This window comes from Paraburkholderia sp. WC7.3g, from assembly GCF_050436345.1.
Lineage (GTDB): Bacteria > Pseudomonadota > Gammaproteobacteria > Burkholderiales > Burkholderiaceae > Paraburkholderia > Paraburkholderia podalyriae.
This window is the reverse complement of record NZ_JBNDMA010000001.1, coordinates 1,178,993-1,205,281: the sequence shown is the minus strand read 5'-3', so window position 1 is coordinate 1,205,281 and position 26,289 is coordinate 1,178,993. Positions and strand designations below refer to the sequence as shown.

At 63.8% G+C, this 26,289-nt stretch carries 25 protein-coding genes; 23 read left to right on the top strand and 2 right to left on the bottom strand.

Annotated features, from left to right (window positions below):
* Window positions 1–4: 4 nt before the first annotated feature.
* The 21 genes from sdhA (at window position 5) to purF (ending at window position 22,476) form a co-directional block, all read left to right on the top strand.
* Window positions 5–1,780, top strand: a complete 1,776-nt coding sequence (gene sdhA, locus OKW43_RS05605; protein WP_187637551.1) for a succinate dehydrogenase flavoprotein subunit — start codon at window positions 5–7, stop codon at window positions 1,778–1,780.
* A 26-nt stretch (window positions 1,781–1,806) separates the two neighbouring features.
* On the top strand, window positions 1,807–2,511 hold the full coding sequence (locus OKW43_RS05600; RefSeq protein ID WP_184004350.1) for a succinate dehydrogenase iron-sulfur subunit: 705 nt from the start codon (window positions 1,807–1,809) through the stop codon (window positions 2,509–2,511).
* Window positions 2,512–2,595: 84 nt separating this feature from the next.
* A complete protein-coding gene (locus OKW43_RS05595) occupies window positions 2,596–2,868 on the top strand; it encodes a succinate dehydrogenase assembly factor 2 (RefSeq protein ID WP_018424116.1) in 273 nt (90 codons plus the stop codon).
* Window positions 2,869–2,941: 73 nt separating this feature from the next.
* Window positions 2,942–4,243 (top strand): citrate synthase, encoded by a 1,302-nt coding sequence (gltA, locus tag OKW43_RS05590; RefSeq protein WP_429445748.1) that lies wholly within the window; start codon window positions 2,942–2,944, stop codon window positions 4,241–4,243.
* 324 nt (window positions 4,244–4,567) lie between these two features.
* Window positions 4,568–5,977: a 3-isopropylmalate dehydratase large subunit gene (leuC, locus tag OKW43_RS05585; RefSeq protein ID WP_187637549.1), complete on the top strand. Its 1,410-nt coding sequence runs from the start codon at window positions 4,568–4,570 to the stop codon at window positions 5,975–5,977.
* Window positions 5,978–5,982: 5 nt separating this feature from the next.
* Complete coding sequence (locus OKW43_RS05580) at window positions 5,983–6,141, top strand: entericidin A/B family lipoprotein (protein ID WP_187637548.1); 159 nt, start codon at window positions 5,983–5,985, stop codon at window positions 6,139–6,141.
* An 85-nt stretch (window positions 6,142–6,226) separates the two neighbouring features.
* Window positions 6,227–6,880 carry a 3-isopropylmalate dehydratase small subunit gene (gene leuD, locus OKW43_RS05575; protein ID WP_187637547.1) on the top strand — a complete coding sequence of 218 codons (654 nt, stop codon included), beginning with the start codon at window positions 6,227–6,229 and terminating at the stop codon, window positions 6,878–6,880.
* Window positions 6,881–6,969: 89 nt separating this feature from the next.
* Complete coding sequence (leuB, locus tag OKW43_RS05570) at window positions 6,970–8,037, top strand: 3-isopropylmalate dehydrogenase (RefSeq protein ID WP_187637546.1); 1,068 nt, start codon at window positions 6,970–6,972, stop codon at window positions 8,035–8,037.
* Window positions 8,015–8,281, top strand: a complete 267-nt coding sequence (locus OKW43_RS05565; protein ID WP_187637558.1) for a hypothetical protein — start codon at window positions 8,015–8,017, stop codon at window positions 8,279–8,281. Before leuB ends, OKW43_RS05565 begins: the two co-directional genes overlap by 23 nt.
* Before the next feature lie 84 nt (window positions 8,282–8,365).
* On the top strand, window positions 8,366–9,487 hold the full coding sequence (gene asd / locus OKW43_RS05560) for an aspartate-semialdehyde dehydrogenase (protein WP_187637545.1): 1,122 nt from the start codon (window positions 8,366–8,368) through the stop codon (window positions 9,485–9,487).
* Window positions 9,488–9,625: 138 nt separating this feature from the next.
* Window positions 9,626–12,127: a FimV/HubP family polar landmark protein gene (locus OKW43_RS05555; RefSeq protein WP_429445744.1), complete on the top strand. Its 2,502-nt coding sequence runs from the start codon at window positions 9,626–9,628 to the stop codon at window positions 12,125–12,127.
* Window positions 12,124–12,936, top strand: a complete 813-nt coding sequence (truA, locus tag OKW43_RS05550; protein ID WP_187637543.1) for a tRNA pseudouridine(38-40) synthase TruA — start codon at window positions 12,124–12,126, stop codon at window positions 12,934–12,936. Before OKW43_RS05555 ends, truA begins: the two co-directional genes overlap by 4 nt.
* Complete coding sequence (locus OKW43_RS05545; protein WP_187637542.1) at window positions 12,933–13,643, top strand: phosphoribosylanthranilate isomerase; 711 nt, start codon at window positions 12,933–12,935, stop codon at window positions 13,641–13,643. Before truA ends, OKW43_RS05545 begins: the two co-directional genes overlap by 4 nt.
* Window positions 13,644–13,702: 59 nt before the next feature.
* Window positions 13,703–14,896, top strand: a complete 1,194-nt coding sequence (gene trpB / locus OKW43_RS05540) for a tryptophan synthase subunit beta (protein ID WP_187637541.1) — start codon at window positions 13,703–13,705, stop codon at window positions 14,894–14,896.
* Between the two features lie 9 nt (window positions 14,897–14,905).
* Window positions 14,906–15,820, top strand: coding sequence for a DNA-methyltransferase (locus OKW43_RS05535; RefSeq protein ID WP_187637540.1), 915 nt, complete (start codon window positions 14,906–14,908; stop codon window positions 15,818–15,820).
* Between the two features lie 79 nt (window positions 15,821–15,899).
* Window positions 15,900–16,712 carry a tryptophan synthase subunit alpha gene (gene trpA, locus OKW43_RS05530; RefSeq protein WP_429445741.1) on the top strand — a complete coding sequence of 271 codons (813 nt, stop codon included), beginning with the start codon at window positions 15,900–15,902 and terminating at the stop codon, window positions 16,710–16,712.
* Window positions 16,713–16,790: 78 nt separating this feature from the next.
* Window positions 16,791–17,663, top strand: coding sequence for an acetyl-CoA carboxylase, carboxyltransferase subunit beta (accD, locus tag OKW43_RS05525; protein ID WP_187637538.1), 873 nt, complete (start codon window positions 16,791–16,793; stop codon window positions 17,661–17,663).
* A 320-nt stretch (window positions 17,664–17,983) separates the two neighbouring features.
* The gene (gene folC, locus OKW43_RS05520; RefSeq protein WP_429445739.1) at window positions 17,984–19,294 is read left to right on the top strand and encodes a bifunctional tetrahydrofolate synthase/dihydrofolate synthase; all 1,311 of its coding nucleotides are present in this window, start codon (window positions 17,984–17,986) and stop codon (window positions 19,292–19,294) included.
* Window positions 19,295–19,323: 29 nt separating this feature from the next.
* Complete coding sequence (locus OKW43_RS05515; RefSeq protein ID WP_429445737.1) at window positions 19,324–20,277, top strand: SPOR domain-containing protein; 954 nt, start codon at window positions 19,324–19,326, stop codon at window positions 20,275–20,277.
* A gap of 7 nt (window positions 20,278–20,284) precedes the next feature.
* Window positions 20,285–20,836, top strand: a complete 552-nt coding sequence (locus OKW43_RS05510) for a CvpA family protein (protein ID WP_187637535.1) — start codon at window positions 20,285–20,287, stop codon at window positions 20,834–20,836.
* A gap of 89 nt (window positions 20,837–20,925) precedes the next feature.
* Window positions 20,926–22,476 carry an amidophosphoribosyltransferase gene (purF, locus tag OKW43_RS05505; protein ID WP_187637534.1) on the top strand — a complete coding sequence of 517 codons (1,551 nt, stop codon included), beginning with the start codon at window positions 20,926–20,928 and terminating at the stop codon, window positions 22,474–22,476.
* A gap of 200 nt (window positions 22,477–22,676) precedes the next feature.
* Here the strand turns inward: purF and OKW43_RS05500 are convergent, their stop codons facing one another.
* Window positions 22,677–23,465 (bottom strand): helix-turn-helix domain-containing protein, encoded by a 789-nt coding sequence (locus OKW43_RS05500; RefSeq protein ID WP_429445734.1) that lies wholly within the window; start codon window positions 23,463–23,465, stop codon window positions 22,677–22,679.
* A gap of 19 nt (window positions 23,466–23,484) precedes the next feature.
* A complete protein-coding gene (locus tag OKW43_RS05495) occupies window positions 23,485–23,826 on the bottom strand; it encodes an FKBP-type peptidyl-prolyl cis-trans isomerase (RefSeq protein WP_187637532.1) in 342 nt (113 codons plus the stop codon).
* Window positions 23,827–24,029: 203 nt separating this feature from the next.
* Between OKW43_RS05495 and OKW43_RS05490 the strand changes: the two genes are divergently transcribed.
* Both OKW43_RS05490 and OKW43_RS05485 read left to right on the top strand, forming a co-directional pair.
* Window positions 24,030–24,851 carry a sensor histidine kinase gene (locus OKW43_RS05490; protein WP_429445732.1) on the top strand — a complete coding sequence of 274 codons (822 nt, stop codon included), beginning with the start codon at window positions 24,030–24,032 and terminating at the stop codon, window positions 24,849–24,851.
* Window positions 24,852–24,942: 91 nt separating this feature from the next.
* Window positions 24,943–26,286 carry a hemolysin family protein gene (locus tag OKW43_RS05485; protein ID WP_429445730.1) on the top strand — a complete coding sequence of 448 codons (1,344 nt, stop codon included), beginning with the start codon at window positions 24,943–24,945 and terminating at the stop codon, window positions 26,284–26,286.
* The last annotated feature ends 3 nt before the right edge of the window (window positions 26,287–26,289 follow it).

The following is a 26,289-nucleotide window of genomic DNA, read 5'->3' as shown; positions in this document are numbered from 1 at the left end:
AAGCATGGTTGCAATCAAGAATTCTCTGCCGCGTCGCCGCTTCGACGTGGTCATCGTCGGCGCGGGCGGCTCGGGGATGCGCGCGTCGCTGCAACTCGCGCGCGCCGGTCTGTCGGTATGCGTGCTGTCCAAGGTGTTCCCGACGCGTTCGCACACGGTCGCTGCCCAGGGCGGCATCGGCGCTTCGCTCGGCAACATGAGCGAAGACAACTGGCACTACCACTTCTACGACACGATCAAGGGCTCCGACTGGCTCGGCGACCAGGACGCAATCGAGTTCATGTGCCGTGAAGCACCGAACGCCGTCTACGAACTCGAACACTTCGGCATGCCGTTCGACCGTAACGCCGACGGCACGATCTATCAGCGCCCGTTCGGCGGCCACACCGCGAACTACGGCGAAAAGCCGGTGCAACGCGCTTGCGCGGCGGCTGACCGCACGGGTCACGCGCTGCTGCACACGCTGTACCAGCAGAACGTTGCCGCCAAGACGCAATTCTTCGTCGAATGGATGGCGCTGGACCTGATCCGCGACGCCGACGGCGACGTGCTCGGCGTGACCGCGCTGGAAATGGAAACCGGCGACGTCTACATCCTCGAAGGCAAGACCACGCTGTTCGCCACGGGCGGCGCGGGCCGGATCTTCGCGGCATCGACCAACGCGTTCATCAACACCGGTGACGGCCTCGGCATGGCGGCCCGTTCTGGCATCGCGCTGCAGGACATGGAATTCTGGCAATTCCACCCGACCGGCGTAGCCGGCGCGGGCGTGCTGATCACCGAAGGCGTGCGCGGCGAAGGCGGTATTCTGCGTAACTCGAACGGCGAGCGCTTCATGGAACGCTACGCGCCGACGCTGAAGGACCTGGCGCCGCGCGACTTCGTTTCGCGTTCGATGGACCAGGAAATCAAGGAAGGCCGCGGCGTGGGTCCGAACAAGGATCACGTGCTGCTCGACCTGTCGCACATCGGCGCCGAGACCATCATGAAGCGTCTGCCGTCGATCCGCGAAATCGCGCTGAAGTTCGCGAACGTCGACTGTATCAAGGAGCCGATCCCGGTCGTGCCGACCATCCACTACCAGATGGGCGGTATCCCGACGAACATCAACGGCCAGGTCGTCGGTACGCCGCGCGGCCCCGAAGAAGTCGTCAACGGTTTCTACGCAGTGGGCGAATGCTCGTGCGTATCGGTGCACGGTGCGAACCGTCTCGGCACGAACTCACTGCTCGACCTCGTGGTGTTCGGCCGCGCTGCCGGCAACCACATCGTCAAGCACGTGAAGGAACTGAAAGAGCACAAGCCGCTGCCGGCCGATGCAGCCGACTTCGCGCTGTCGCGTCTGGCGAAGCTCGATAATTCGTCGTCGGGCGAGTACGCGCAGTCGGTCGCCAACGACATCCGCGGCACGATGCAGAAGCACGCTGGCGTGTTCCGTACGTCGGCTCTGCTGGCCGAAGGCGTCGAAGCCATCCGCGAAGTGGCCGCACGCGTCGACAACATCCATCTGAAGGACAAGTCGAAGGTCTTCAACACGGCCCGTATCGAAGCGCTTGAAGTGGCGAACCTGATCGAAGTGGCGCGCGCCACGATGGTCTCGGCCGAAGCGCGCAAGGAAAGCCGTGGCGCGCACGCGCAAGACGACTTCGAACATCGCGACGACGAAAACTGGCTGCGCCATACGTTGTGGTTCAGCGAAGGCGATCGCCTCGACTACAAGCCGGTTCACATGAAGCCGCTGACCGTCGAATCGGTTCCGCCGAAAGCGCGTACCTTCTAAGGCACAAGTCAAAGGAATTCAGAGAAATGGCCAAGCGTACATTTGAAATTTACCGCTACGATCCGGACAAGGACGCCGCACCGCGCATGCAAACGTATGAGATCGAAATCGACTCGCACGAACGCATGCTGCTCGACGCGCTGATCAAGTTGAAGGCGCTCGACGAAACCTTGTCATTCCGTCGCTCGTGCCGCGAAGGCGTGTGCGGTTCGGACGCAATGAACATCAACGGCAAGAACGGCCTCGCGTGCCTGACGAACCTGAACGACCTGCCGCAGAAGATCGTGCTGCGTCCGCTGCCGGGCCTGCCCGTCGTGCGTGACCTGATCTGCGACTTCACGCAGTTCTTCAACCAGTATCACTCGATCAAGCCGTACCTGATCAACGACACGCCGCCGCCCGAAAAGGAACGTCTGCAGTCGCCGGAAGAACGCGACGAGCTCGACGGCCTGTACGAATGTATCCTGTGCGCGAGCTGTTCGACGTCGTGCCCGAGCTTCTGGTGGAACCCGGACAAGTTCGTCGGCCCGGCTGGTTTGCTGCAGGCCTACCGCTTCATCGCGGACAGCCGCGACCAGGCAACCGGCGAGCGTCTCGACAACCTGGAAGACCCGTACCGTCTGTTCCGTTGCCACACCATCATGAACTGCGTCGACGTTTGCCCGAAGGGCCTGAACCCGACCAAGGCAATCGGCAAGATCAAGGAATTGATGGTTCGCCGCGCTGTCTAGTATCAATGAGCCCCGCGCTCGCTGGCGCGCGCTGCCCCCGAGAGGGCGGTCAGTGCGGCTGGACGCGGCGCGGAGCGTACCGCCATGACCGAAACATCACATCAGTCCGACCCTCTCCGCCGCGCGCGTCTTCGCTGGCGCGCACGTCGGGGCCTGCTGGAAAACGACCTGATTTTCGAACGTTTTTTCAGCCGATATGAGCATGACCTCAGCGATGCCGACGTGGGCGCGCTCACGCGCCTGCTCGAGCTGAGCGATAACGACCTGATGGACTTGCTGCTCGCGCGCAAGGAACCAGAAGGCGATCTGGCCGACCCGGACGTGGTCCGGGTTCTGGAGTTGCTGCGCAACGCTTGAGCGCCGCCAGTCCGTTGTTCCCAGGTGTGCAATTATCGAAACCCTGTATCCATACTTCGATTGAGGATGTGCTATGACCCCGTCAGATGTTAAAGCCACGCTATCGTTCAGCGACAATTCGCCGAGCGTCGAAATGCCGATTTACAAGGGCACGATTGGCCCGGATGTCATCGACATCCGCAAGCTGTACGGCCAGACCGGCAAATTCACGTACGACCCGGGCTTCATGTCGACGGCGGCGTGCAATTCGGCGATCACCTACATCGACGGCGACAAGGGCGAACTGCTCTACCGCGGCTACGCGATCGACAACCTCGCGCAAAACGCCGACTTCCTCGAAACCTGCTACCTGCTGCTGAACGGCGAGTTGCCGAACGAGAAGCAAAAGGCCGAATTCGTCGGCACCGTCACGAAGCACACGATGGTGCACGAGCAGATGCAGTTCTTCTTCCGCGGCTTCCGTCGCGATGCGCATCCGATGGCGATTCTGGTCGCCGCAGTCGGCGCGCTGTCCGCGTTCTATCACGACTCGCTCGACATCAATAACCCGCATCACCGCGAAGTGTCGGCGATCCGTATGATCGCGAAGCTGCCCACGCTGGTCGCGATGGCGTACAAGTACAGCATCGGCCAGCCGTTCGTGTACCCGAAGAACGATCTGTCGTACAGCGCGAACTTCATGCGCATGATGTTCTCGAACCCGTGCGAAGAGTACGCGGTCAACGACGTGCTGGTGCGCGCGCTCGACCGCATCCTGATCCTGCACGCGGATCACGAGCAGAACGCGTCGACGTCGACCGTGCGTCTCGCCGGCTCGTCGGGGGCGAATCCGTTCGCGTGTATCGCAGCGGGTATCGCGTGTCTGTGGGGCCCGGCGCACGGCGGTGCGAACGAAGCCGCGCTGAACATGTTGGAAGAAATCGGCTCCGTCGACAACATTCCTGAGTTCATCAAGCAGGTGAAGGACAAGAACTCGGGCGTGAAGCTGATGGGCTTCGGCCACCGCGTGTACAAGAACTACGACCCGCGCGCGAAGCTGATGCGCGAAACCTGCTACGAAGTGCTCGAGGAGCTGGGTCTGCACGACGACCCGCTGTTCAAGCTGGCAATGGAACTCGAAAAGATCGCGCTCGAAGACGAATACTTCGTGTCGCGCAAGCTGTACCCGAACGTCGACTTCTACTCGGGTATCGTGCAGCGCGCGCTGGGCATTCCGACGTCGATGTTCACGTGTATCTTCGCGATGGCACGTACGGTCGGTTGGATTGCGCAGTGGAACGAAATGATCGCCGATCCCGAACAGAAGATTGGCCGTCCGCGTCAGCTGTTCATCGGCGATACGCTGCGTGAAGCGAAGCCGATCGCACAGCGCTAATCGCTGACCGGCGTCGATAGGCGCGCTTCGTCGCGGCATTTGTGCGGCGCAGGAGCGCGAAATCGGAGCGAATGGAACGCCTCAACGGGTCTACCCGGTGGGGCGTTTTTGTTTCTGCGGCCGCTGTGGGTCGCGTACGCGGCGCATTGACGTCGCTGCGGTTCACGCTTGCCGGGTAACGTCGATACAGGTATGGCCACTACCAGCCAACCCCATGTTTTTTATCGGTTTTTTCGCCGTCTGAGCAGCCCATCGCAGTGCGTCGCGTGGCATAATCAATTGACACAGTCAGCCCGCAGTCCAGTCATTACTACCCCGCATACCATGGCACAGACTCTCTACGACAAATTGTGGAACACGCACGTGGTCCACACGGAAGACGACGGCACCACGATTCTCTACATCGACCGTCACCTGCTGCATGAAGTGACCAGCCCGCAGGCGTTCGAAGGCCTGAAGATGGCCGGGCGTCCGGTGTGGCGCATCAGCGCGAACCTGGCCGTGTCCGACCACAACGTGCCGACCACGGACCGCAGCCACGGCATCGCCGACCCGGTGTCGAAGCTGCAGGTCGACACGCTCGACACGAACTGCGACGCCTACGGCATCACGCAGTTCAAGATGAACGACCTTCGTCAGGGCATCGTCCACATCATCGGGCCGGAACAGGGCGCTACGCTGCCGGGTATGACGATCGTCTGCGGCGACTCGCACACGTCCACGCACGGCGCGTTCGGCGCGCTTGCGCACGGCATCGGCACGTCGGAAGTCGAGCACGTGCTGGCTACGCAAACGCTGCTGCAGAAGAAGAGCAAGAACATGCTCGTGAAGGTCGAGGGCCAACTGCCGCGCGGCTGTACCGCGAAGGACATCGTGCTCGCGATCATCGGCAAGATCGGCACGGCGGGCGGCACCGGCTACGCGATCGAATTCGGCGGCTCGACGATCCGTTCGCTGTCGATGGAAGGCCGTATGACGGTTTGCAACATGGCGATCGAAGCGGGCGCGCGCGCCGGCATGGTCGCCGTCGACGACACCACGGTCGAATACCTGAAGGGTCGTCCGTTCTCGCCGCAAGGCGTCGAGTGGGATCACGCGGTCGAGTACTGGAAGCAGTTCAAGTCGGACGACGCCGCGTATTTCGACCGCGTGGTCGAGCTGAACGCGGCCGAAATCGTGCCCCAGGTCACGTGGGGCACGTCGCCGGAAATGGTCACGCCGGTCGACGGCCGCGTGCCGGACCCGGAGCGCGAGAAGGACCCGGTCAAGCGCAACGCGATGGAGCGCGCGCTCAAGTACATGGCGCTCGAGCCGAATGCGCCGATCGAATCGATCAAGCCGGATAAAATCTTCATCGGGTCGTGCACCAACGCGCGCATCGAAGACATTCGCGCCGCGGCTTACGTCGTGAAGAAGCTCGGCCGCCGCGTCGCGCCGAACATCCGTCTGGCGATGGTCGTGCCGGGTTCGGGTCTCGTGAAGGCGCAGGCGGAGCGTGAAGGTCTCGATAAGGTCTTTACCGACGCCGGTTTCGAATGGCGCGAGCCGGGCTGCTCGATGTGTCTCGCGATGAACGCCGACCGGCTCGAGCCGGGCGAGCGCTGCGCGTCCACGTCGAACCGGAACTTCGAAGGCCGTCAGGGCGCTGGTGGCCGCACGCACCTGGTGAGCCCCGCAATGGCTGCGGCTGCAGCCATCGAAGGGCATTTCGTCGATATTCGCAAGCTTGGATAAATCGCATGATGAAGAACATGAATCGCATCGCTGTATTGCGCCGCTTCGCACTCGGCACGCTCGCCGGGCTCCTGCTCGGTCTTGCCGGCTGCAACACGGTGCACGGATTCGGCGAGGACATGTCGCACCTCGGCAATTCGATCAGCAATCACGCTGAGAAATAAGCGGTTTTTGATTTTTGCCGGCGATGCGGCGCGGGGATTTTCAGCCGCCAGTCGCATCGCCCGGTCCTGAACAGGCGCAAACGTCATGGATAAATTCACCGTACATACCGGCGTCGTCGCGCCGCTCGATCGCGAGAACGTCGACACCGACGCGATCATTCCGAAACAGTTCCTGAAATCGATCAAACGCACGGGCTTCGGTCCGAACGCGTTCGACGAATGGCGCTATCTCGACCACGGCGAGCCGGGGCAGGACAACTCGAAGCGTCCGTTGAACCCGGACTTCGTACTGAACCAGTCGCGCTACCAAGGCGCCTCGGTACTGCTCGCGCGCAAGAATTTCGGCTGCGGCAGTTCGCGCGAACACGCGCCTTGGGCGTTGCAGCAGTACGGCTTTCGCGCGCTGATCGCGCCGAGCTTCGCGGACATCTTTTACAACAACTGCTTCAAGAACGGCGTGCTGCCGATCGTGCTGACCGAACAGCAGGTCGATCATCTGTTCAACGAAACGTATGCATTCAACGGCTTCAAGCTGACGATCGACCTCGAAGCGCAAGTCGTGCGCACGGCCGACGGCGGCACCGAATATCCGTTCGATGTCGCAGGGTTCCGAAAGTACTGTCTGCTGAACGGTTTCGACGACATCGGCCTCACGCTGCGTCACGCGGACAAGATCCGCCAGTTCGAAGCGGAGCGTCTCGCGAAGCAACCGTGGCTGAACAATCGCCTCGTCGGTTAAGCGAACCCGTGGCGGCGTAGGGGCCTGAAGTCCGCGCCGCCCACGTCGGTTTGCGCCAGAAAGACTCCAAAAATCATCAAGGAATTCGCATGAAGATCGCAGTGTTGCCGGGCGACGGCATCGGTCCCGAAATCGTCAAGGAGGCCGTCAAGGTCTTGAACGTGCTTGGCGAGAAGTTCGAACTCGAAGAAGCGCCGGTCGGCGGCGCGGGCTACGAAGCGAAGGGCCACCCGCTGCCCGACTCGACGCTCGCGCTCGCGAAAGACGCCGACGCGATCCTGTTCGGCGCGGTCGGCGACTGGAAGTACGACAAGCTCGAACGCGCGCTGCGCCCTGAGCAGGCGATTCTCGGTCTGCGCAAGCACCTCGAACTCTTCGCGAACTTCCGTCCGGCGATCTGCTACCCGCAACTGACGGGCGCGTCGTCGCTGAAGGAAGAGATCGTTTCGGGTCTCGACATCCTGATCGTGCGCGAACTGAACGGCGACATCTACTTCGGCGCGCCGCGCGGCGTGCGTACGTCGCCGGACGGCCTGTTCGCCGGCGCGAAGGAAGGCTTCGATACGATGCGCTATTCGGAACCCGAAGTGCGCCGCATCGCGCACGTCGCGTTTCAGGCGGCGCAAAAGCGCGGCAAGAAGCTGACCTCGGTCGACAAAGCGAACGTGCTCGAAACGTCGCAGTTCTGGAAGGACGTGATGATCGACGTGTCGAAGGAATACGCGGACGTCGAGCTGTCGCACATGTACGTCGACAACGCCGCGATGCAGCTCGTGAAGGCGCCGAAGTCGTTCGACGTGATCGTGACCGGCAACATGTTCGGCGATATCCTGTCGGACGAGGCGGCCATGTTGACCGGCTCGATCGGCATGCTGCCGTCGGCATCGCTCGACAAGAACAACAAGGGCTTGTATGAGCCGTCGCACGGTTCCGCTCCGGATATCGCCGGCAAGGGCGTGGCGAATCCGCTCGCCACGATCCTCTCGGCTGCGATGATGCTGCGCTATTCGCTGAACAAGGCGGAGCAGGCCGATCGCATCGAAACCGCGGTGAAGAAGGTGCTCGAGCAAGGCTATCGTACCGGCGACATTCTCACGCCGGGTTGCAAGCAGGTCGGCACCGCCGCGATGGGCGATGCCGTCGTGGCCGCGCTGTAAAACGCATGCGGTAGTCAGGTCATCGATACTGGCATTTAAAACGCGAATCGGCCTTAAAAACAGGCCGATTCGTGCGTCATACGGCGAAGAACGCCGCCAGTTTTCCGTTTTCGTGTATATTGTTGTGATGGCTCAGATCCCCCAAATCTCCTCGATTTCCAAACTGCACGGCACAACGGCCCGTGTGATCGAGTTCGCCATTACCATCAAAACCATTACCCCGAAAACGATCACGAAGCGCTGATCGTCCGTCGTGCCCGCCCATCTTCCCCGCGCGGTCACTGCGGGCAAAGATGCGGGGAAGTTTCCATTCGAAGGGTATGAAGTCATGAACGTAGGTCTCGTAGGTTGGCGCGGCATGGTCGGCAGCGTCCTGATGCAACGCATGCAGCAGGAAGGCGATTTCGACTTGATCGAACCGGTGTTTTTCAGCACCAGCAACGCGGGCGGCAACGCGCCGTCGTTCGCCAAAAACGAGACCAAGCTCAAAGATGCGACAAGCATCGAAGACCTGAAGAAGTGCGACGCGATCATTTCCTGCCAGGGCGGTGACTACACGAACGAAGTGTTCCCGAAGCTGCGCGCGGCGGGCTGGAACGGCTACTGGATCGACGCGGCATCGTCGCTGCGCATGAAGGACGACGCGGTCATCATCCTCGATCCGGTCAACCTCGACGTGATCAAGAACGCGCTAGTCAAAGGCCAGAAGAACTTCATCGGCGGCAACTGCACGGTCAGCCTGATGCTGATGGCGTTGGGAGGCCTGTTCCGCGAGAACCTCGTCGACTGGATGACGGCCATGACTTATCAGGCCGCATCGGGCGCGGGCGCGCAGAACATGCGCGAACTGCTGTCGCAAATGGGCACGCTGCACGGCGCGGTGAAGGACGAACTCGCGAATCCGGCGTCGGCGATTCTCGACATCGACCGCCGCGTGCTGAACGCGATGAACAGCGATAGCATGCCGACCGACCACTTTGGCGTGCCGCTCGCTGGTTCGCTGATTCCGTGGATCGACAAGGATCTCGGCAACGGCATGTCGAAGGAAGAGTGGAAGGGCGGCGCGGAAACCAACAAGATTCTCGGCAAGCCGGCCATGGGCACGCCGGGCTCGATTCCCGTCGACGGTTTGTGCGTGCGGATCGGCGCTATGCGCTGCCACTCGCAGGCGCTCACGATCAAGCTGAACAAGGACGTGCCGCTCGACGAAGTGAACAGCATCCTCGCGTCGGGCAACGACTGGGTCAAGGTCGTGCCGAACGAACGCGAAGCGTCGATGCGCGATCTGTCCCCGGCGGTCGTCACCGGTACGCTGACGGTGCCGGTCGGCCGCGTGCGCAAGCTCGCAATGGGCGGCGAATATCTGTCGGCCTTCACGGTCGGCGATCAGCTGCTTTGGGGCGCGGCTGAACCGCTGCGTCGTATGCTTCGCATTGTCCTCGACAAGTAAAGTAAACTACGCGCTCACGACGCGTAGACAACTCAAGAAGCGTCGCGCTTGCGCGGCGCTTTTTTCATTTTGTGCTCCGATCATCTTGTCTCTTTCCACTCGCAAAAAAGGCTGCGCGCTGACGCGCCAGGAGTCCCGATGAACTTTCGACGCTCCTCTCTTCGGGCTATGTCCATTCGTCACGATAAGGTGCGATTCGGGAGCCGCCCGGCGGCGATAACCGCGGCTGCCGCTTTCGCTCTCGCGCTGCTCGGCGTTGGCGCGGGTAATGCGGTTGCCGCACCCGCTGGCGCCACGATCGCGCCGGATGCCGCTTCGGCTGTCGTGGCTGTCGCCGCGGGCACTCAATACACGGTACACGCAGGGCAGTCGCTGAACGACGTCGCGATCGCTGTCACGCTGTCGCATGACCGGGCGGTACTCGCGCGCGCGACGCGGGCATTGTTCGACACGAATCCGGCCGCGTTCATGAATCACGATCCGAGCCGGATGCGTGTAGGGGCGGTGTTGATCGTGCCGGCGCTCGATGCGTCGGGCGCCTTGGCGGCTTCGTCGGGTGGGGCTGCGGCGGGGGCGTCGGAGTCCTCGGCGGCGGCGCCCGCTTCCGCGCCGATGGCCGCACCGGCCGCGGCTGCCGCCAGCACGGCGAGTGCTGTCGCACAGGTCAACGCCGCCACCGCGAGTGCGGCCAGCGCCGCGGCTCCAGCGGCGACGCCAGCCGCACCCGCGGTCTCCGGCGCGGCGGCGGGTGGCGGGCTCTCATCCGCGCCAGTGGCGGGCTCGGCGCCGGTGGCGACGAGTGGCACGCAAGAACGGGCCGGATCGGTTCAATCGGCGGCGAGCGCGCCTGCCGGACAAGCGCCGTCGGCGGCGAGCGCGACTGCACCGGCGACCACAGCCGCGCGGGCGGCTTCGCAGCCGCATCCGAAGGTGTCGAGTCTGCAGCAATTGCTGGCGCTGAAAAATCGCGTGCTGATGGAGTTGCAGAAGCACGGTATCGGCGGGGCGCCGGTCGCTTCGAGCCCCGCGCCGACGAGCGCTGCGCAGCCGGCAGCGCCAGGCTCCGCGGCGGCCGCCACCGTGGTGCCGGAGCACGCGAATGTGGCGACGTCGCCGTCGGATGAGGGCGGCATGTCTCAGCGCGAGCTGAGCATCGCGGCAGCGGTGGGCGCGGCACTGGTCGTTCTGCTCGCTGCTCTGCGTATGAGTCGACGCAAGCGCGAAAAGGAGGCCGCCGCGCGAGCTGCCGAGGCAGTTGATGCCGAAAGGACGAGATCGGCGCGTGAGGCCGATTCGCGCGATGGCAGCGCGGTGGCGGGGCATCCGGTCACGGAAGGATCGGATGCGCGAGATCAGGAGGTCGCACGGCAGGCTGCTGCGGCGGCAGCGGCAGAGCGTGCGGCTGCGGAAAGCGCGGCAGCCGAGCGGGCAGCGGCAGAAAGCGCGGCAGCGGCAGAAGAGGCAGCGGAGCGCGCTGCGGCGGAACGCGTGGCGGCGGAACGTGCAGCAGCCGAGCAAGCCGCAGCGGAACAGGCGGGAGCGGAACAGGCAGCAGCAGAACACGCGGCAGCAGAACACGCGGCAGCGGAGCAAGCTGCAGCGGAACGCATCGCAGCCGAGCGCGCGGCTGCGGAACTGGCGGCACAGCAAGGAGGTACGCCTGAACCCGCCGCACCGACGGCCCCACTCGCCAGCATCCCGCTATCCACCGGTAGCGAGCCATCTGCCGAATCACGGGCAGTCGCACCGGCTCACGACGAGACCCTGCGCTCCGCGGCCACAGCCGCGAACCTCGCGGCCGCGGCAGAACTCGGCGCCGACGCGTTGCCGCTGGGACCGCTCGAACCGGTCATCGGCGGGACCGAGGACGAGGGCGCGCATCGTCCGAAATGGGACGACGAATCCACAGAAAGCCCGACGGATAAAACGACAGGCGCCCCCGCAACCCCGACCCCAAGCCCGACAGAAACGCCCTCGGTCGCACCGCACATTGCGACGGCCGAACCGCAGCCCCCGTTAGACGTTCCACCTCCAGTGATCGATTTCACGCAACATCAGATCGAACCGCGCACCACCACGGCGTTCGCTCAGCCGTTCAGCGACATCCCCGTGCCGGCGCAACCCGCGCCGTCCACTCCGACTGATTTTCCGCGCGACGCCGTCGACGCGTTCGGTAGCCTGAACATGCCGCTGCCGCCACGCATAGAAGCGCCCACCGCCGGCGAGACGGAGCGTCCCACCTCGCTGTCGACGCAACCGGTTGCATCGCCCGACACGACCGCGCAGCAGAGCATCGGCGTCCACGGCGCGGACGACGACGCCCCGCACATTGCCGACCAGATCGCCGCTGGCACAGCAGGCCACGGCGCCGTCGCGGGCCTCGGCGCGGCTGGCTTCGGCGCGCTGAAGCTCGACTTCGACCTCGAGTTGCCGCCGAGCCCAGCCCAGCCGTTGCCGGCCTTCACGGCGGCCGATCTCGGCCGCATCGCGCGCAACAAGCTGGAGTTGGCCTCCGAGTACATCGAGCTCGGTGATCTGGCGGGCGCTCGCGCGCTCATCAACGAAGTGATCGAAGCGAACGATCCAGCCACGCGCAACGAAGCCCGCGCGTTGCTTTCGACTCTCGCACCGCTGTCGTGAGGCGCATTGCATTAGGCGTCCAGTACGACGGTGCGGCGTTCGCCGGATGGCAGTCGCAGCCGCACGGCAACACGGTGCAGGACGAACTCGAACGGGCGCTGCGCGAATTCACGCGCACGCCCGTGCAGACGATCGTGGCCGGCCGCACCGACCGAGGTGTGCACGGCTTGGGCCAGGTCGTGCATTTCGACACCGAACTCGATCGCATCGACATCTCCTGGGTGCGCGGCCCGAACGCGTTCCTGCCGAAGACGATCGGCGTGCAATGGGCCAGGCCGATGCCCGATGATTTTCACGCGCGGTTTTCGGCGTTCGAGCGGACCTATTACTACGTGCTGTACGTAAATCCGGTACGCTCGCCGATGCTCACGACGCGCGCCGGTTGGGTGCACACGCCGCTCGACGTCGACGCGATGCGCTCGGCGGCCAAGCACCTGATCGGCGAGCACGACTTTTCGGCGTTTCGTTCGTCGCAATGCCAGTCGAAGACGCCGTTCAAACACCTGTACCAGATCGACGTCAAACGGCAAGGTAACTTCGTGCATTTCCGCTTTCGCGCGAACGCCTTCCTGCATCACATGGTGCGCAATGTGATGGGCTGTCTGATCGAAATCGGCAGCGGCCGCCGCCCGGCCGCGTGGATGGCCGACGTGCTCGCGAGCCGCAGCCGCGATTGCGCGGCGCCGACCTTCATGCCCGACGGCTTGTATCTCGCGCAAGTGGGCTATCCTGAGCAATTCGGCGTGCCCGACTCGGCAACGGGCAGCGTGCCGTGGAGCAGCGTATGGACCGAGCAACCAGAAACATGAAAGCAGCAGAGAACCCCGCCAACCAGGCCGATACCACCGCCGTGCAAAGCGTGCCGCACCGCACGCGTATCAAGTTATGCGGACTTTCGAGACCCCCCGACATCGCCCACGCGATCGACCTCGGGGCCGACGCGATCGGCCTCGTGTTCTATCCGCCGAGCGCGCGCTCGGTGAACGTCGCGCAAGCGGTCGAGCTCGTGCACGACGTGCCGCCATTCGTGTCGGTCGTCGGTCTGTTCGTCAACGCGACGCCGGAATGGGTCCACGAAGTCGCGAGCAACGTGAACCTGACGCTGTTGCAGTTCCACGGCGACGAGACGCCGGAGCAATGCGAGACGCTCGCCGGCGTTGCGGGTTTGCCTTGGTTGCGCGCATTGAGGGTAGCGGCGGATACTCGATCGGCCGATTTGGTAAAATCGGCGCTCAACTATGCGGCAGCCAGTGCTCTTCTGTTCGACACCCATGTCGAAGGCTATGGCGGCGGCGGGAAGGTTTTCGATTGGTCACTTATTCCAGCAGGGCTCGGGCATCGGGCCGTTTTGAGTGGTGGGTTGAACGCGCAAAACGTCAGTGATGCGATCCATTGCGTGCGCCCGTACGCGGTCGATGTCTCGAGCGGCATCGAAGTACCGGGCGCCCGGGGCGTGAAGGATCACGCCCGGATGGCGGCGTTCGTACGCGCGGTGCGCGCCGCGGACGCTGAATGATTCAGGCTCGCGGGCACTTTCCGATGAAAGCCGCGAGCCATCCTGAGAAGAGTGATCACATGTACAACTTGCCTGACGAAAGAGGCCACTTTGGCCAGTTTGGCGGCGTCTTCGTCGCTGAAACGCTGTTTTCCGCGCTCGACGAGCTGCGTGAAGCGTACGAGAAATCTCAGAAAGACCCGGAATTCATCGCCGAGTACGAGCGCGAACTGAAGTATTTCGTCGGTCGCCCGTCCCCGATTTATCACGCGAAGCGCTGGAGCGAATTGCTAGGTGGCGCGCAGGTCTATCTGAAGCGTGAAGATTTGAATCACACCGGCGCGCACAAGATCAACAATGTGATCGGCCAGGCGTTGCTCGCCAGGCGCATGGGCAAGCCGCGCGTGATCGCCGAAACCGGTGCCGGTCAGCACGGCGTGGCCACGGCGACGATCTGTGCGCGCTTCGGTATGGAGTGCGTGGTCTACATGGGCGTCGAGGACGTGCGCCGCCAGGCCGCCAACGTGTACCGCATGAAACTGCTCGGCGCGACGGTCGTGCCGGTCGAATCGGGTTCGCGCACGCTGAAGGACGCGCTGAACGAAGCGATGCGCGACTGGGTCACCAACGTTGAAAACACCTTCTACATCATCGGCACGGTTGCGGGTCCGCATCCGTATCCGATGATGGTGCGAGACTTCCAGCGTGTGATCGGCGACGAATGCCGCGTGCAGATGCCCGAACTCGCCGGTCGCCAGCCGGATGCCGTGATTGCATGTGTCGGCGGTGGTTCGAATGCGATGGGTATCTTTTATCCGTACATCGAAGATAGTTCGGTGCAGTTGATCGGCGTGGAAGCCGCCGGCGACGGCATCGAAACCGGTCGTCACGCGGCATCGCTGATCGGCGGTAGTCCCGGTGTCTTGCACGGCAACCGTACGTATCTATTGCAGGATGAAGACGGGCAGATCATCGAAACGCACTCGGTGTCGGCAGGTCTGGACTATCCGGGTGTCGGGCCCGAGCACGCGTGGCTAAAAGAGAGCAATCGTGCGCAATATGTCGGCATCACTGACGAAGAGGCGCTAAAGGCGTTCCACGATTGCTGCCACATCGAGGGCATTATCCCTGCGTTGGAGTCGAGCCACGCGCTCGCTTACGCTACGAAGCTCGCGCCGAGCTTGTCGAAAGACAAGATTCTGCTGGTCAACCTGTCGGGCCGCGGCGACAAGGACATGCACACGGTCGCCGAGCGATCGGGTATTCAGTTCTGAGCCGGGACGATGCGCGACGAGTTCGACGAGCCGCAGCCGGCGATTGAAACCGCGAATCCGGCCGCCGAGGTACCGGCGGCCGCGGCATCTGCACCGCTGCTGGCGCAGGTGCCGGCCGATATCCAGCTATTGAACCGCGATTTTCTGACCGATATAGCGAACATTCCCGACGGGTCGATCGACCTGATCGTCTGTGATCCGCCTTATGGGCTGGGGAAGGACTATGGCAACGACTCGGACATGCGCACCGGCGAGGAATTTCTCGTCTGGACGCGCGGTTGGCTTGAGCTCGCTGTACCGAAGCTCAAGCCGACCGGTTCGCTCTATATTTTCTGCACGTGGCAGTACGCGCCGGAAATCTTCAGTTTCCTGAAGACGAAACTTACGATGGTCAACGAGATCATCTGGGACCGGCGCGTGCCGAGTATGGGCGGCACCACGCGCCGCTTCACGTCGGTGCACGATAACATCGGCTTTTTCGCGGTGTCGAAGGACTATTTCTTCGATCTGGACCCCGTCCGCATCCCGTACGATGCAGTCACGAAGAAGGCGCGTTCGCGTAAGTTGTTTGAAGGAAGCAAGTGGTTGGAGCTTGGCTATAATCCGAAGGATGTCTGGTCGGTCTCGCGTCTGCATCGGCAACATTCCGAGCGCGTCGCGCACCCGACGCAGAAACCTCTGGAAATCGTCGAGCGGATGGTGCTGTCTAGCTGTCCGAAGGGCGGCCGCGTGCTCGACCCGTTCATGGGCAGCGGCACCACCGCAGTCGCTTGCGTCCGTCACCAGCGCGAATTCGTCGGCTATGAGATCAACGAGAGCTATTGCGCGATAGCGCGCGAGCGCGTCAGCGCCGCCGCTACGCCTGCTGCGCCGCGTCGGACCCGAGCTAAGCCGAAAGTGCAGTCGTCGACCGAAATGCAGTGAAAAGCGCGAAAAGCGCAGCTATTTCGCTGAAACGCGCGCTGAGATGAGTGCGCAGCAGCCCTAATTCGAGAATACTTCCATGTCCCGTATCAAGAACACGTTTGCCGCGCTGTCCGCCCAAGGTAAGAAAGGCTTGATTCCGTTCATGACCGCTGGCGACCCGGACCCGGCTCGTACGGTCGAATTCATGCATGCGCTCGCCGCCGGCGGCGCGGATGTGATCGAACTTGGCGTGCCGTTTTCGGACCCGATGGCCGACGGTCCGGTGATCCAGCAGTCGTCCGAGCGCGCGCTCGCGAAAGGCGTGTCGCTGCGCCATGTGCTGGCCGACGTCAAACGCTTCCGCGAAACCGACGACACTACAGCGGTCGTCCTGATGGGCTATGCGAATCCGATCGAGAGGATGGGCGCCGAGGCCTTCGCTAAAGCCGCGAAGGAAGCCGGTGTCGATGGCGTATTGGTCGTCGATTATCCGCCTGAGGAATGCGCTGACTTCGCCGGACAGATGCAATCTGCCGGTATCGATCCGATCTTTCTGCTCGCACCGACTTCGACCGAAGAACGTATCGCCGAAGTCGGCAGGATCGCCAGCGGCTACGTCTACTATGTGTCGCTGAAAGGGGTCACCGGCGCCGCAAATCTGGACGTTTCCAGCATCGCGAGTAAAATCCCGGCGATCAAGTCGCGCGTCCCCCTGCCGGTGGGCGTCGGTTTCGGCATTCGCGACGCGCAAACCGCGCGGGCGGTGGGCGAGGTGGCCGATGCCGTCGTGATCGGCAGCCGTATCGTTCAATTGCTCGAACAGGCAGCGCCCGACGCGGCTGCAGAGACGCTCACGCGTTTCGTTGCCGAAGTGCGCGAGGCGCTCGATAGCGTCGCGACTGCCCGATAACAGTTATTTTTGTCGCGGTAACGTGAGCGGCGGGCTCGTCCCGCCGTTCGCGCGACTGCTGACCCAGAAGGATTCAATATGAGCTGGCTCGATAAGCTGCTGCCGCCAAAAATCAAACAAACCGACCCGAAAAACCGCAAGGGAATTCCGGAAGGCCTGTGGATCAAGTGTCCGTCGTGTGAAGCCGTGCTGTATCGCAACGACGTCGAGGCCAATCTGCATGTTTGCCCCAAGTGCGACCATCACATGCGCATCGGCGCGCGTGAGCGGCTCGACGGCCTGCTCGATCCGGAAGGCCGCTACGAAATCGGCCAGGAAATCGTTCCGGTCGACGCGCTGAAGTTCAAAGACAGCCGCAAGTATCCCGAGCGCCTGAAAGAGGCGATGGACGACACCGACGAGACCGACGCAATGGTCGTGATGGGCGGCGCGATTCACACGCTGCCGGTCGTCGTCGCGAACTTCGAGTTCTCGTTCATGGGCGGTTCGATGGGTTCGGTGGTCGGCGAGCGTTTCGCGCGCGGCGCGCAGAACGCGCTCGAACAGAAAGTGCCGTTCATCTGCTTTACCGCATCGGGCGGCGCGCGGATGCAGGAAAGCCTGTTGTCGCTGATGCAGATGGCGAAGACCACCGCGATGCTGACGAAGCTGGCCGAAGCCAAGCTGCCGTTCATCTCGGTGCTGACCGACCCGACGATGGGCGGCGTGTCCGCGAGTTTCGCGTTCCTCGGTGACGTCGTGATCGCCGAGCCGAAGGCGCTGATCGGCTTTGCCGGTCCGCGCGTGATCGAACAGACCGTGCGCGAGAAGCTGCCGGAAGGCTTCCAGCGCGCCGAGTTCCTGCTGCAGAAGGGCGCGATCGACATGATCGTCGATCGTCGCAAGCTGCGCGAAGAGATCGCGCAATTGCTGGCACTGCTGAGCCATCAGCCGGCGGACGCGGTCGCATAAAAGCCGGGCAGCACCGCCTTTGCCGCTGTTTCACCGCCGTGTCGAACGCGCGGTGGCGGCCAAACAAGCAATCAAAAAATAGCGCGCCGCGTGAGCAATCAAGCGGCGCGCTGTCATTTCCGGGATAATTACGGTCGCCTGCGATGCGGCGGCAGTCGAAACCGAAGCAGGCGCGGCTCAAGGTGCGGGTTTGTGCGCATAAACCGCGCAACGGCTGCCGACCAACCGTCGGACGGTCCGCAACCGCAACCGCTTGCCAGGCTGGCACCACGTGCAGCACGGCAGAACCGAACCACCGCGACTCACTCAAGATTCACCCGATGACGACATTCCCCACCCTCGACGCGTGGCTCACGCACCTTGAATCCGCGCATCCGGTCGGCATCGACATGGGTTTGGGCCGCATCTCCCAGGTGCACGATGCGATGCGGCTGTCGTTCGCCTGCCCGATCATCACGGTCGGCGGTACGAATGGCAAAGGCTCGACCTGCGCGATTATCGAAGCGATCCTGCTGCGCGCGGGCTACACGGTCGGCTGCCATACGTCGCCGCATCTGCTGTCGTTCAACGAGCGCGCGCGCATCAACGGCGCAATGGCAAGCGACGCGGATCTGCTGCCGCACTTCGAAGCCGTCGAAGCCGCGCGCCTGAGCCTCGCGAAACCGGTTACGCTGACTTACTTCGAATTCACGACGCTCGCGATCATGAGCCTGTTCGCGTCGCGCGGCCTCGACGCGGTGATTTTCGAAGTCGGCCTCGGCGGCCGTCTCGACGCGGTCAATATCCTCGATACCGATTGCGCGATCATCACGAGCATCGATATTGATCACACCGACTATCTCGGCGACACGCGCGAAAAAATCGCGTTTGAAAAAGCCGGCATTTTCCGCCCCGGCAAGCCTGCAATCTGTGCGGACCCCGTGCCACCGCAATCGCTGATCGATCATGCGGAAAAGATCGACGCGCAATTGTGGCTATTCGGCCGCGATTTCCGTTACGAAGGCCAGGCCGGCAGCGAGCGCCAGCAGTGGAGCTATGTCGGCCCGACGCTGCGGCGCTCGGCGCTCGCCTATCCGTCGCTGCGGGGCGCGAATCAGCTGATCAACACGTCGGCGGCGCTGGCCGGGCTTGAAGCATTGCGCGATCGTCTGCCGGTGTCGGCGCAGGACATCCGGCTCGGCATCGCCAACGTGGATCTGCCGGGCCGTTTCCAGGTGCTGCCGGGCAAGCCGTCCGTCGTGCTCGACGTCGGCCACAACCCGCATGCAGCCGCGGTGCTCGGGCAGAATCTCGGCAATATGGGCTTTTTCCCATACACGTACGCGGTGTTCGGCGCGATGCGCGACAAGGACATCGCCGGCGTGCTCAATCATCTGAAAGGCGAGATCGATCACTGGTGCGTGACCGATCTACCGACCCCGCGCGCCGCGTCCGCGCAAGAGCTGGAAACCGTTTTGCGCGAGCTGGGTGTGGAAGACAGCGCCGACAGCAGCGTCACGCGTTACCCGACCGCGGCACAGGCTTTCCAGGACGCGCTAAAACGTGCGTCAGAGAATGATAGAATTGTCGTTTTCGGCAGTTTCTATACGGTAGCGGGCGTGATGGCCTACCGGAAATCGCAGCAACACTGAGCGGGCGCCAGGCTCGAACCAAGCGATTCATGGGAATTTTCTCGTTCGGCAAGAAAGACGACGCGCCCAGCCGGCGTGGCGCAAACACCAGTTCCAATCGGCCCGCCCGGGGTGAGCGCGTCGAGCGGCGCACCCGCCGCACCGAGCGCAACGTCGATGCAGATGCAATGCTGCTCGACCCCACGCTGCCCGAAAAGCAGCGCGCGCGGCGCCGGCTCGTCGGCGCGATCGCACTGGTCGTCGCGGCGGTGATCATCCTGCCGATGGTGCTGGATTCGCACCCCAAGCCTGTCACCGACGACATCTCCATCGACATTCCGAGCCGGCCCGCGCCGAGACTCGCCAAATCCACTGCTAACGAAGACCTGCAAGCCGACGTCGCGCCGGACAATCCGTCGGCCGCCGGCACGGGCGTCGCAGCGTCCAGCCTCGCGCCGGCAACGACCCCGGCGACTACGGCGGCGGCCTCGGCGTCCGCCGCGAAGCCCACGCAGTCCACTCAATCCACCGCAGCGAAACAGGCGACGACCCCGTCCGCTGCAAACGGCACCCTTGGCGCCGCGACGCCGAAATCCGCCACGAAGCCGGCAACCCAGTCGCTCGCGGCCAACACCGCGCCCGCTGCCTCGACCAAACAGACGAAGCCAGCCGCCGCGACCCCGTCGGCGTCGACCGACGACGACACGAATACGGCCGCGACCAGCGCCAACGCGAATTCCGGCGCGCCGGCCTCGCCACCGGGCAACCGTTTCGCGGTGCAGCTCGGCGCCTTCGCCAACGAAGCGAACGCGCGCAATTGGGCCGCCAAGTTGAAAGCGGCGGGCGTACCCACATATATCGAGCATAGGAAGCAAGCCGACGGTTCGACGCTGACATTGCTGCGCGCCGGGCCGTTCGCCGACCGCGCCGCGGCCACCGCCGCTGTCGCAAAGGTCCGCGAGGCAGGCCTCGTGTCGGGGTCTAACAGCGGCAACGCACAGTAAGCGAGCGATGTTCACTGCCTTCGACTACGCTGTAATGGCGGTGATCGGTTTGTCGGCGCTGCGAGGTGCCTGGCGCGGTTTGCTGTCGGAAGTGTTTGGTTTGATCGGCTGGGTCGCGGCGTTTTTGATCGCTTGCGAGTTCGTGGGCTACGTGGTCCCGTATATCCCGTCCACGTGGCCGGGCGGTGCGTTGACGCAGTGGCTGCTCGCTTTCTCGCTCGTGGTGATCGGCGTGGTGCTGGTCACGAGCGTGGTGAGCGCGCTGCTTAGCCGCCTTATGCAGGTCACGGGATTGGGCGGTGCGGACCGCTCGCTCGGTTTGATGTTCGGCCTCGTGCGCGGGGTCGTTCTGGTGCTGATTCTGGTCGCCCTCGCAGGCTTGACCGAACTGCCCAAAGAGGAATTCTGGCGCAACGCGCTGCTTCGTCCGTATGCGGTTGCGGGCGTCCGCGCAATGAAACCGCTGCTCCCCGAGGCGCTCGCCGCTTACGTCCATGTGGACGATTCGCATGCCCCGAGCAATGCGCAACAGGACTCCGGCGCATACCGGCTGCCTTGACGTCGCAGCGCGTCCCGTCGCATTAAAGCGCGGGCGCGGTCGCAGGCACCGGTCGCCATCACGAATTTCGTACCTTTGAAGGACATGCCATGTGCGGCATCGTAGGCGTAGTTTCCCACTCTCCGGTCAACCAGCTGATCTATGACAGCCTGCTGCTGCTGCAGCATCGCGGTCAGGACGCCGCCGGCATCGCCACGGCGAACGGCAGCAATTTCCACATGCACAAGGCCAACGGCATGGTGCGCGACGTGTTCCGCACGCGCAACATGCGCAGCCTGCCTGGCACGACGGGCATCGGTCAGGTCCGTTACCCCACCGCCGGTTCGGCGTCCAGCGAAGAAGAAGCGCAGCCGTTCTACGTGAACGCGCCGTTCGGCATCATCCTCGCGCACAACGGCAACCTGACCAACTGGCAGCAGTTGAAAGATGAGATGTTCCGCATCGATCGCCGCCACGTGAACACCAATTCCGATACCGAAGTGCTGCTCAACGTGCTCGCGCACGAGCTGCAACTGTCGAGTTCGGGTCTGCAGCTCGATCCGGCCGCGGTGTTCAAGGCGGTGTCGGGCGTGCATCGGCGGGTGCGCGGCTCGTACGCGATCGTTTCGTTGATCGCCGGCTACGGCCTGCTCGGTTTCCGCGACCCGTTCGGCATCCGTCCGCTGTGTCTCGGCAAGCACGAAACGGCAGTGGGCGTCGAGTGGATGCTGGCGTCGGAATCAGTGGCGATCGAAGGCATCGGTTTCGAATTCGTGCGCGACGTGCGGCCGGGCGAGGCGATTTTCATCGACGCCGAAGGCCAACTGCATTCGCAGCAGTGCGCGACAACCACGAGCCTGAACCCCTGCATCTTCGAACTCGTGTATCTGGCGCGTCCGGATTCGGTACTCGACGGCGTGCCGGTCTACAACGTGCGTCTGCGCATGGGCGACTACCTCGCCGAGAAGATCAGGCGCGAGCTGCCCGATGTCGCGATCGACGTGGTGATGCCGATTCCCGATTCGTCGCGCCCGGCCGCGATGCAGGTCGCGAAGAAGCTCGGCGTCGAATATCGCGAGGGCTTCTTCAAGAACCGCTACGTGGGCCGGACCTTCATCATGCCGGGTCAGGCGGTGCGCAAGAAGTCGGTGCGCCAGAAGCTGAACGCGATGAACATCGAGTTCAAGGGCAAGAACGTGCTGATCGTCGACGACTCGATCGTGCGCGGCACGACGTCGCATGAAATCGTGCAGATGGCGCGCGATGCGGGCGCGAACAAGGTGATTTTCGCGTCGGCGGCGCCGCCGGTGAAATTCCCGAACGTCTACGGCATCGATATGCCGACGCGCGGCGAACTGGTCGCGCACGGCCGCTCGGACGAGGAAGTCGCGCGCATGATCGGCGCGGATCACCTCGTGTATCAGGACGTCGATGCGCTGAAGCAGGCGGTGCGCGATATCAACCCGGCGCTGAAGGAGTTCGAGGCGTCGTGCTTCGACGGCAACTACGTGACCGGTGACATCACGACCGAGTACCTCGACCGCATCGAAAGCGCGCGTCTCGCGCCGTCGTCGCAATCGGATCGCGATGCCGCGAGCGAAGCGATCGACGGTGGCGGCCCGGCGCGTTCGCAGCTGCATCTGCAATTGTCGGTGGGTTGAGCGCACACACCGCGCGGCGAGCAACCCGAAACAGCTAAAGCGAAGGGCGCAAAGCCACGCTTGTCCGCCCAGGTTCCAGCCTCCGCGCACATGAAGCCCGCTTATGCCGACGCAAAAGCGGGCTTTTTCGTTGCTGCGTGATGTAGCCACCGAAGTGGCCACGGAACCCGGGCCGCTTCGATCAGAAGCCTCCGGCGCCCTCAGTGCCGTAACGCGCGCCACTTCCCGGGCGCCAGCCCAAAACGTCGCGTGAATGCGTGCGTGTAAGCGCTCTGGTCGCCGAAGCCGATGTCGAGCGCGATATCGGTCAACGAAAGACGCGGGTCCGCAAGCAGCGTGATCGACGTGTCGAGCCGCAGCCGCTGCAAATAGCGATGCGGCGTCTCGCCGAACGCATCGATAAACAGTTGGTGAAAGCGCCGCATGCCGAAGCCGCAGTGCGCGGCGAGGTCGGCAATCTTCAGCGGCTCGGACAGATGCGCGCGCAGCCAGCGGTCGATGCGCGCGAAATCGAGACGAACGCCGTCGGCTTGCGCACCGGCAAGTGCGCCGGAATCGGCGACAAGTGCGGCGCCTAGGCGTGCCGCGGCATCCCAATGGAAGCGGCGGTTATCAGAGGCATGGCCAGGCGCTTCGCCCACGCCGTCCGCCGCATGCGCGGCAATCATGTGCACAAGCTGCGCGAGCGATGCATCGACGGCCACGGCCCGCGCGCGTGCGAACAGCCGCTCGGGCACCGCCAGCGACGTCGCCGGCAAATCGAGCACGAGCTGGCGGTTCGCGCCGACGCCCGCGTAATCGTGCCGCGCGCCGGCCGGTATCAGCCATGCGGAGCCGGCGTCGATCTGCTGCGCGACGCCGTCCACCGCCATCACCATCGCGCCGTCGAGCCCGAGCACGACCTGGTGGAAGTCGTGTACGTCCGACGCTTCGATCGCGCCAAAGCAGCGCAGCGAAACGTTAGGGGCGGTGACGGCGGTGTGGCTCATGACAACAGCAGGATGTAACTCAGACTTCGAGCAGTTCGACTTCGAACACGAGCGTGGCGTTCGGCGGAATCACGCCGCCCGCGCCGCGCACGCCGTAGCCGAGTTGCGGCGGAATGGTCAGCTTGCGCTTGCCGCCGACCTTCATGCCTTGCACGCCTTCGTCCCAGCCCTTGATGACCATGCCGCCGCCCAGCACGAACGCGAACGGGTCATTGCGGTCCTTGCTCGAATCGAACTTCTGGCCGTCGGTCAGCCAGCCCGTGTAGTGCACGGTCACGCTCTTACCGGCCACGGCTTCGGCGCCGGTGCCTTCCACGAGGTCTTCGTATTTCAGGCCGGATTCGGTCGTCACAGTCGACATGCGTTGCTCCTCAGATCAAAACTTAAAACCGACATTGTAGGCGCGTTGACGCCGATCGCCGAGTCTTGCCCGGTGTCATCGGTTTTGCCGTATGGCATGCGGATTGCGGCGCGCCTCGCCGTTCGGCCGGACTGGTCGGCCCGGACGGGATGCCTATAATGAGGCTTGCTTCCATCACCGGCATTGCCTGAGAGGACTCGATCGTGACTACGTCACCCACCGGGACTGCTGGCGCCCAGCCGGCGTCGGCCGGCTTCGTCATCTCCGAACGCAGCGCGTTCCTGCGAGCGGAAACCGCGTTGTTCATGCGCGATCATGTGCTGTCGCTGGTGTCCCACGACCTGCGCGGGCCGTTGAATGCAATTCATAGCTGGGCGTACGTGCTCGAGCGCAAGCTCGACGCGAACGATCCCAACTCGCAGCGTGCGATCACCGGCATTCGCAGCGGCGTCGAGCAGCAGGTGAAGCTGCTCGAAACGATCGTCGATGCGACGCGCGCCGAAACGAAATCGCTCGCGCTCACGTATGAACCATTTGCGCTGCATCCGCTGCTGGACGAAACCGTCGAGGAAGTCCGCGCCGGCCTCGCCCGCGCGCGCGGCGTCGAGGTGCGGCTCGATTCCCAGCTCGCCACCGAGCAACTGAACGGCGACCGCGCTCGCCTCGCCGCCGCGCTGTGGCTGATGCTGACGTTCGCCGCCGAGGCGAGCGCGCGTGGCGCCGAGGTTGCACTGGCCACGCGCGTGGACAACGGCACATGGCATGCGAGCGTGACTTACGAGCCGAACGACGCGGCATTGAACGACGCCGCGCTGCCGCACCTGCTCGAAGCGTTCGCGCGCAAGCAGGCCTGCGAGCCGCGCGAGGCGAAGCGCATCGCGTGGGTGTTCGCGTTGTGCAAACGCGTCGCGGAGGCGCATGGCGGCAGCTTCGAGCAAAGCGGTGCGAAGGCAGCGGACAGCGTCACCGCGACCCCTGCCACGCTCATGCTGCGCGTGCCGTTGAGCGCGGCGGCGCCGAAATAGGCGCTGCGAGCGAATGCGTTAGCTCGCGACCGATATTTCATCGAGCTTTCAGCCTCTATACTGACAACTCTTGTTGCCGGAGCCCGTCGCTTTGATCCAGGTTGTCGCCCTTATCGGTGCATTGTTTCTGGTTGCCCTCAACGGCTTTTTCGTCGCCGCCGAATTCGGTCTGGTCAAACTGCGGCAGACCCGCGTGCACAGCCTCGCCACCCAGCATGGCATGCGCGGACGTCTGCTCGCGAAGGTCCACGGGCAGCTCGACGCCTATCTGTCGGCGTGTCAGCTCGGCATCACGCTCGCGTCGCTCGGGCTCGGCTGGATCGGCGAACCGGCGTTCGCGCAACTGCTGAGGCCGCTTTTCACCGTGATCGGCGTCGAGTCCGAGAGCCTGATCCACGGCATTTCGCTGTTCTTCGCGTTTTCCTGCATTTCGTTCCTGCATATCGTGGTCGGCGAACTCGCGCCGAAGTCGCTCGCGATCCGCGAAGCGGAGAAGATTTCGCTGTGGGCCGCGATGCCGCTGTACGGTTTCTATTGGGCCATGTACCCGGCCATCTGGCTGCTCAACACCAGTGCGAACATGGTGCTGAAGGCCGCGGGGCTCGATGGCGAGCACGGTCACGATTCGCATTACTCGACCGACGAACTGAAGCTGATCCTGCGCGGCCGCCGCGCGAGCGTCGCGAGCGAACTCGGTTCATCGACCGGCGCGTACAGCCAGGACGAATGGAACACGATCGCGCACTCGCTCGACTTCTCGCGCATGACCGTATCGGATTTGATGCGGCCGTCGCATGAAATGGTCGGGCTGCGGCGCGATCTGCCGCTGCGCGACAACATGCAGGTGGTCGCGCGCCATCGCTTCAGCCGCTATCCGCTGTTCGAGGATGCATCGGGCGAGCGGGTGGCCGGCATGATCCACCTGAAGGACCTGCTGCTCGCGCGCCAGGCGGGCAGCACGCTCGATGACCTGTCGCGCTACGTGCGGCCCGTGCAGTACGTGAAGCCGGACATGCCGGCGCTCGAACTGTTCCGGCGCTTTCGCAAGGGCGCGCCGCACTTCGCGCTGGTCGGCCGCAAGAACGCGAAGCCGATCGGTTTCCTGACGCTCGACAACCTGCTCGGCGCGCTGGTCGGACAGATCCACGACGAGTTCCGTCAGGGCGACGCCGACTGGACGCGCATGGACGACGGCACGCTGATGGGCAAGGGCAGCTTGCCGGTGGTGTCGCTCGAACGCGCGCTGGGCATCGACATCGACGAAGGCAAGGCCGAATCGGTCGGCGGTCTCGTCATCCAGGCGCTCAACGATCTGCCGGCCGAAGGGCAGCGCGTCGAGTTCGAAGACTTCGACGTTGTGGTCAAGAAGATGAAAGGGCCGCGCATCGTGCTCGTGCGCGTGTATCCGAAGGTGTTCGACGACGAGGGCGGTTGAAGC